The sequence below is a fragment of the Hydrogenophaga sp. genome, assembly GCF_022844385.1.
Classification (GTDB): domain Bacteria; phylum Pseudomonadota; class Gammaproteobacteria; order Burkholderiales; family Burkholderiaceae_C; genus Hydrogenophaga.
Genome location: NZ_JALHLX010000159.1, coordinates 1 through 6,860, shown reverse-complemented (window position 1 = coordinate 6,860; position 6,860 = coordinate 1). Strand labels below are relative to the sequence as shown.

The window sequence follows — 6,860 nt, the reverse complement described above, 5'->3', positions numbered from 1 at the left end:
CCATGCGTGCGGCGACGAAGAACTCGCCCGTCTTCTCTTGGGCAAGGGCGCTGGACTGGTAGCGCATGCCCAGGGCAGCGCGCGTAGCGCGGCTGTACGCGCCGGGCAGGTGATTGCCCCGGCCGCCGCCGAAATAGAGAATGGATTCGCCGCCATGCGTGTCACGCAGTGCAGTCAGTCTGACCGCGACTTCGCTGATCGCGGTGTCCCAATCGATCTCTTCGAAGCTACCGTCGGCGCGCCGCCGCAGCGGTTTCGTCAGCCGGTGCGGCCCGTTCTGGTAGAAGTCCACGCGCGAAGCCTTTTCGCAGGCATAGCCCCTGGACGTAGGGTGTGCATCGTCACCCCGCACACGCACCAGTCGCCGCCCGTCGGCGCCGCCCAATTGCACTTCTATGCCGCAGTTGCACTCGCACAGGATGCAGGCGTTGGATTTCCAGTCGGATACGGGGTGTTCGGCGGCTGGGGACAATCAACGCTCCTGGCGGTGGAATTGTGGTGTGAGCGTAGCGCGGCCGGGCGACCACCGCCAACACTTCGCGGCGCTCGGCTGCCAGTGCAGACAAGGCCCAGCTCCTGAACCAGCAGTGACGCGTCAACTGCAGCAACCAATGGCTGCTTCGCAACGGCCAGTCTGGGCAAATGTATTCCCGCATCGGGTGGGCCAGCGACCGGCGACCGCTTCGCCAACTACCCGGGGCTGAAAGGGACAAAGCTACACTGCCGCACCCCCCGAGCCGAGGCCTGCATGCCTGAGTCACCTGAGTCAGATTCGTCCGGCAGCGATGGCGTGGTCCGCCTCGGGATCGAGAGCAACGGCCGAGCGATCGAAGACACCGTGCAAGTGATCTCGGTGCACGTGCGCCGCGCCATTGGCCAGATCGCCAGTGCTCGCATCGAGCTCAGCGATGGCGAAATGCCTACTCAAGCCTGGGCCGTTGCCGACGGCGCGGCCTTCGCGCCCGGTGCGGCGATTCGCATCAGCGCCGGCTATGGCAACAACAAGGCAACGACGATCTTCGTGGGCCTCGTCGTCCAATTGGGCATGCGCATCGATGGCGACAACCGCAGCCGGGTCATCGTCGAGTGCCGGCACAGGGCTGTCGCCTTGACCGTGGGTCGGCGCAACCGCATCTTCGTCGACAAGACAGACAGTCAGGCCATCGAGAGCCTCGTCGGCGAATGTGGCCTGGCCGCCATCGTGGACGCGACGTCGGTGCAGCACCGCGAGCTCGTGCAATACGGCGCCACCGACTGGGACTTCCTGAGCGCGCGCGCCGAGGCCAACGGGCTGCTTGTCTTCCCCACCGACGACGGCCTGCACGTGAAGCGACCCGACACGTCGAGCGTGGCGGCGATCAAGGTGCAATGGGGCGTTGATTTGATGGAGTTCCGTGCCGACCTGGATGCTCGGGCGCAGTTGACGAGCGTGAAGGCCGTGGCCTGGAGTGTGGCCCAGCAGGCCATCGTCGAGGGTCAGGCGGCGCAGCCTGCAAGCTTCGGGTCGCAAGGCAACCTCGGCTCGGCGACTCTCGTGCGCATCCGCGGCCACATGAAATTCCAGGGCAGCGCGAAGGTGCAGCCGGCCGGCCTCATCGAATTGGCCGGAGTCGGCGAGCGCTTCAACGGCACGGTATTCGTGACGGCTGTCGAGCACGAGATCAGCGATGGCAACTGGACCACTCGAGCCGAGTTCGGTCCGCCGGCCACCCCCTCGGGCGAGCGGCCCGATGTGAGCGCGTTGCCGGCCTCTGCGCTGCTGCCGGGCATCGGCGGCTTGCATGTCGGCGTGGTGAGCCAACTCGCTCCCGACCCGGCCGGGGAAATGCGCATCCAGATCCGCGTTCCGGCGCTGGAGGGTGCCGACGGCGCCGGCGGACTCCTCTGGGCACGACTGGCGCAGTGGACGGCAAGCGCTGGCTTCGGAGCTTTCTTCGTGCCTGAAGTCGGCGATGAGGTGGTGGTCGGCTTCTTCAACGAGGACCCACGCCACCCGGTCGTGCTCGGCAGCCTGTACAGCGCCAAGCACAGATCCCCGGTGGAGATGGCCGCGTCGAATCGCCTCAAGTCGTTCACCACGAGGAGCGGCCACCGCTTCGAGTTCGACGACCTGGACCAGGTGGTCACGCTCACCACGAATGCCGGCAACCGGGTGGTGCTGAGCGACAAGGACAAGTCGATCATGCTGGTGGACCAGAACCACAACAAGCTGACGCTCGGTCCCGATGGCATCAGGCTGGAGGCACCCAAGGATGTGTGCATCACGGCCAAGGGCGCGATCACGCTCGATGCGGTCGGTGCCATCACGCTCACCTCCACCGGCGACATCAAGAGCGAGGGCCTGAACGTCTCGTGCGAAGCGCAGGTGGGCTTCATCGCCAAGGGTACCGCCAGCGCCGAACTCTCGGCCGCGGGGCAGACCACGGTGAAGGGCGCGATGGTCATGATCAACTGAGTGTTGATTTGAGTACCGACCATGCCGCCCGCCGCCCGCCTCACCGACATGCACGTCTGCCCGATGGTGACACCGGGCCAGGTGCCGATTCCGCATGTCGGTGGACCGGTGATTGGTCCCGGCGTGCCGACCGTGCTGATCGGCAAGCTGCCGGCCGCGGTCATCGGTGACAACGCGGTTTGTGTCGGCCCGCTCGACGCCATCGTCAAGGGTTCGGCCACCGTCATGATCGGCGGGCGGCCGGCAGCCCGCGTCGGCGACCCCACGGCACATGGCGGCAGCGTGGTCATGGGCATGCCCACGGTGATGATTGGCGGTTGAGGCGCGCGAGAACAGAAGGCCGAAGACCCCGATCGGATCCCGCTCGACCGACGACGCGCAGCTACGAAGGTCGCGCTCAGAGACTCGACGGAAGGTCTGCCGCTGCACCAGGCGACCGGTTCCTTCGGGGCGGCCAGTTCGGCGTCGCGCACGTCGCTGATGGGTCGGCCAGCGACAACAGGTTGACCCATCTCGCCGCCAGAAAGCTGCCCCAAGTTGCGCGACCGATTGCCGACGTCCGTGGTCGGCAGTGACCGCTGCTCTGCGGTCAGAGAGCTGCGCCGGCACGAGGAAAGATTGGTGCCACCAATTGCTAAAGTGAACTGTCCAGCAACGCCACACAGCTGTTCCGACCAAAAATAGTCGTGAACCGCACACCAGCAAACCACTGGCTTTCCGGCGTGCGATCTGACCACGGGCCGCTGAAAAGTCGTGAAATTGCGTGGCTGGCCGCCGCCTTCCTTGTCCCGAATGGGCAAACATCGTCGTAAACGCCATCAGCTAATGCGTGACTCTCGCCGTGGAGCAATCCGCTATGGCGACTTTCGCGATGTTCTGCCGATTCTGCTCCTCGATTCCGCGTCGCACCAGCATGACGTGTCGAACGCCCCCAGCAATTCCAAAAAGATCAACAACCTGCCCGCGTGGGCGGAGCAATGGCTCGTTCGTCTCCGCTATCATTCTCAGCCTATCCGGCACTTCTGGGGCGGCCGTTCGAATTGCACATCAAAGGTTATATCCGGTGAACCAAACCTCCCTCGCAATGCGTTTTTTCAATGCCGCCATCGTCAGCGTCGCTCTGGTGGCTTCAGGGTGCACATCTGTTCAGATGAGTTCGGAACGCAACGTCGGCATAGCGGTAGACCACAAGATCGGCAGCACCGCGGTCTACTGGGACTCGTCTCAGAAAGTCCAGATCAGCATCGCCAAGCTCGCCTTGAACTACAAGCCCGACATTGAAGCCGAAGAGCGCCTGGAGGCCGAGGCTCGAGCACAAGCGCTGGTCGCCCTCTTCAGGAACGGCGCAGGGCTGCATCTCTCTGAGGCTTTGTCACGCGACGGTATGGCGCTGGTCGACCTCAAGGCCTCTCCGAAGACCATCATCTACGTCACGCCCGTCCAAGTTTCGACCTTCATCGCCAAGCCCCCCCAAACCGATCTGCTGGTCTCAGTGGCCGCTGTCGACGTCGCCACGAGATCGGTGCTCTGGCGCGCGTCGTTCAATGTCGGTCTCTCGATGCTCGACGCGATGGTCGTGAAGTCCGCCAACGACGACACCCTGAAGTCATTTGCCGAATCAGTTCGGAGTTCGCTGAAGAGAGAGCGGTTCTACTAGCCTTCATGGAGCGCTCGCACCCACGCGAACCGGGTCAGCCAGTCACGGTGAACGGTCTCTGATCCACTGGCCTGAGTGGCTGTACCCGCACGGTCGGTAAGCAGGCTCTCGTTGGAGTGTTTTGCCGCATCACTCAGCTTGGAGCGGCTATTGGCCGCCAGAACCAGTTCATGACGGCATATGGTTCGACCACTTGTCGCCAGACAGCCAGCAGTGTTCACGACTCTTTTGAACTGATCACGACTGTTTTTGGTCGGAACACAGCGCTGATGCCGCGCAGCCGCCCTCACTCCACCGTCACACTCTTCGCCAGGTTCCTCGGCTTGTCCACGTCCGTCCCCCGCGCACAGGCCGTGTGGTAGGCCAGCAGCTGCAGCGGCACCACGTGCAGGATGGGGGACAGCGCGCCGTAGTGCTCGGGCATGCGGATGACGTGCACGCCGGGGCTGCTCGCGATGTGGGTGTCGCCGTCGGCGAAGACGTAGAGCTGGCCGCCGCGGGCGCGCACTTCCTGCATGTTGCTCTTGAGCTTTTCCAGCAGCGCGTCGTTGGGCGCCACGGTCACCACCGGCATCTGCTCGGTGACCAGCGCCAGCGGGCCGTGCTTGAGTTCGCCGGCCGGGTAGGCCTCGGCGTGGATGTAGCTGATCTCCTTGAGCTTCAGCGCGCCTTCCAGGGCGATCGGGTAGTGCAGGCCGCGGCCCAGGAAGAGGGCGTTCTCGCGCTTGGCGAAGTCTTCGCTCCAGGCGATGACCTGCGGCTCCAGCGCCAGCACGGCCTGCACGGCCACCGGCAGGTGGCGCAGCGCCTTCAGGTGTTCGGCCTCTTGTGCCTCGCTCAGCTGCCCGCGCACCTGGGCCAGCGCCAGCGTCAGCAGGTACAGGCCCACCAGCTGCGTGGTGAAGGCCTTGGTGCTGGCCACGCCGATCTCCACGCCGGCCCGCGTGATGTAGGCCAGCTCGCACTCACGCACCATGGCGCTGGTGCTCACGTTGCAGATGGTCAGCGTGTGCGTCATGCCCAGGCTGCGCGCGTGCTTCAGCGCGGCCAGCGTGTCGGCGGTCTCGCCGCTCTGGCTGATGGTGACGACCAGCGTGCGCGGGTCGGGCACGCTGTCGCGGTAACGGTACTCGCTGGCGATCTCCACCGTGGTCGGGATCTTCGCGATGCTCTCCAGCCAGTAGCGCGCCGTGAAGCCGGCATAGCTGCTGGTGCCGCAGGCCAGGATCAGCACCTTGTCGATGTCCTTGAAGATGCGGTAGGCCTTGTCGCCGAACAGCTCGGGGCTGATGGCGGTCACGCCGTCCAGCGTGTCGGCGATGGCCTTGGGCTGCTCGAAGATCTCCTTCTGCATGTAGTGCCGGTAGGGGCCCAGCTCGGCCGCGCCGCTGTGCGCGTTGACGGTGCGCACGGTGCGGTCGGCGGGCTGGAAACGGCCGCTCTTGTCGCGCGTGCTGATCCACACCTTGCCCAGCTGCAGGTCGGCGACGTCGCCTTCTTCCAGGTAGATGATCTGGTTGGTGACGCCGGCCAGTGCCATGGCGTCGCTGGCCAGGAAGTTCTCGCCCTGGCCCACGCCGACGATGAGCGGTGAACCTTCGCGCGCGCCCACCACGCGGTGCGGCTCGTCGCGGCAGAACACCGCGATGGCGTAGGCGCCGCGCAGGCGCGGCAGCGCGCGCTGCACGGCGTCGAGCAGGTCACCGTCGTACAGGTGGTGCACCAGGTGCGCGACGACCTCGGTGTCGGTCTGGCTGCTGAACACGTAGCCGCGGCCCTGCAGTTCGGCGCGCAGCTCGTCGTGGTTCTCGATGATGCCGTTGTGCACCAGCGCGATGTGACCCGACACCGCCGTGTCGGTGCCCGGGCCGGCCGAGAAGTGCGGGTGGGCGTTGTGCACCGCCGGTGCGCCGTGCGTGGCCCAGCGCGTGTGCGCGATGCCGGTGGTGGCGTCCAGCTTCTCGGCCGCCACCGCGGCGTCCAGCTCCGACACGCGCGAAGTGCTGCGCGCGCGCTTCAGACCGCCGCCCTGGTGCACCGCCACGCCGCAGCTGTCGTAGCCGCGGTACTCCAGCCGCTTCAGGCCCTCGACGAGGATGGGAACGATGTTGCGGGTACTGACGGCGCCGACGATGCCACACATGGTGCTGGGTCCTTGGAAGGTTCGATGGGAGCGGATGCTAGGGCGGGTACTATGAACTTTTCGTTCTTCTTGATCCGGCTCTGTGCAAGATTTCACCGTGCAGATCGGTGAACGTTCATTCAGTGCAAACGAGGACGTTCTATGGATGATAATTTCTCTGTGATCGACCTCGATGCCACCGATCTGCGTCTGTTGGACCTGCTGCAGACCGATGCCTCGGTCTCCAACCAGGAACTGGCGGTCCGCGCCCACACATCGCCCGCCACCGCGTTGCGCCGGGTACGGCGGCTGGTGGAAGCCGGTGTGATCGAACGCCAGGTGGCGCTGCTGTCGCCTCAGGCGCTGGGGGAAGGCCTGACCGCCTTGGTGGAGATCACCCTGGATCGGCAAGGCGCCGAACATCTGGAGGCCTTCGAGCAGCGCGCCGTGAACGATGGCGCGGTGCAGCAGGTCTACCGCGTCTCGCCGGGGCCCGACTTCGTGCTGGTGGTGTTCGCCGCCGACATGGCGGGCTATCACGCGCTGGTGCAGCGCCTGTTCACGCAGGACGCCAACGTGCGCAACGTGAAGGCCTTCTTCAGCGTCAGGCGCGCGAAGTTCGATCC

General features: G+C 65.4%; 6 protein-coding genes. 4 read left to right on the top strand and 2 right to left on the bottom strand.

Annotated elements, in window-relative coordinates:
- A partial coding sequence (locus Q0C59_RS17690) for a molybdopterin-dependent oxidoreductase (protein WP_291217993.1) occupies window positions 1–472 on the bottom strand: 472 nt, incomplete at its 3' end.
- A gap of 381 nt (window positions 473–853) precedes the next feature.
- Here Q0C59_RS17690 and Q0C59_RS17685 point away from each other — a divergent pair.
- The 3 genes from Q0C59_RS17685 to Q0C59_RS17675 all read left to right on the top strand — a co-directional run bounded on the left by Q0C59_RS17685 (window position 854) and on the right by Q0C59_RS17675 (window position 4,112).
- Entirely contained in the window at window positions 854–2,455 is a 1,602-nt protein-coding gene (locus Q0C59_RS17685; RefSeq protein WP_291217990.1) for a phage baseplate assembly protein V, read from the top strand.
- Between the two features lie 21 nt (window positions 2,456–2,476).
- Entirely contained in the window at window positions 2,477–2,776 is a 300-nt protein-coding gene (locus tag Q0C59_RS17680) for a PAAR domain-containing protein (protein ID WP_291217988.1), read from the top strand.
- A gap of 742 nt (window positions 2,777–3,518) precedes the next feature.
- A complete protein-coding gene (locus Q0C59_RS17675) occupies window positions 3,519–4,112 on the top strand; it encodes a hypothetical protein (protein WP_291217986.1) in 594 nt (197 codons plus the stop codon).
- A 286-nt stretch (window positions 4,113–4,398) separates the two neighbouring features.
- Here the strand turns inward: Q0C59_RS17675 and glmS are convergent, their stop codons facing one another.
- Window positions 4,399–6,255 carry a glutamine--fructose-6-phosphate transaminase (isomerizing) gene (gene glmS / locus Q0C59_RS17670; protein WP_291217984.1) on the bottom strand — a complete coding sequence of 619 codons (1,857 nt, stop codon included), beginning with the start codon at window positions 6,253–6,255 and terminating at the stop codon, window positions 4,399–4,401.
- 141 nt (window positions 6,256–6,396) lie between these two features.
- Between glmS and Q0C59_RS17665 the strand changes: the two genes are divergently transcribed.
- A partial coding sequence (locus Q0C59_RS17665; protein WP_291217982.1) for an Lrp/AsnC family transcriptional regulator occupies window positions 6,397–6,860 on the top strand: 464 nt, incomplete at its 3' end.

Coding starts and splice junctions, on each gene's coding strand:
- Q0C59_RS17680 (WP_291217988.1), top strand. CDS start 2,477: ATGCCGCCCGCCGCCCGCCTCACCGACATGCACGTCTGCCCGATGGTG.
- glmS (WP_291217984.1), bottom strand. CDS start 6,255: ATGTGTGGCATCGTCGGCGCCGTCAGTACCCGCAACATCGTTCCCATC.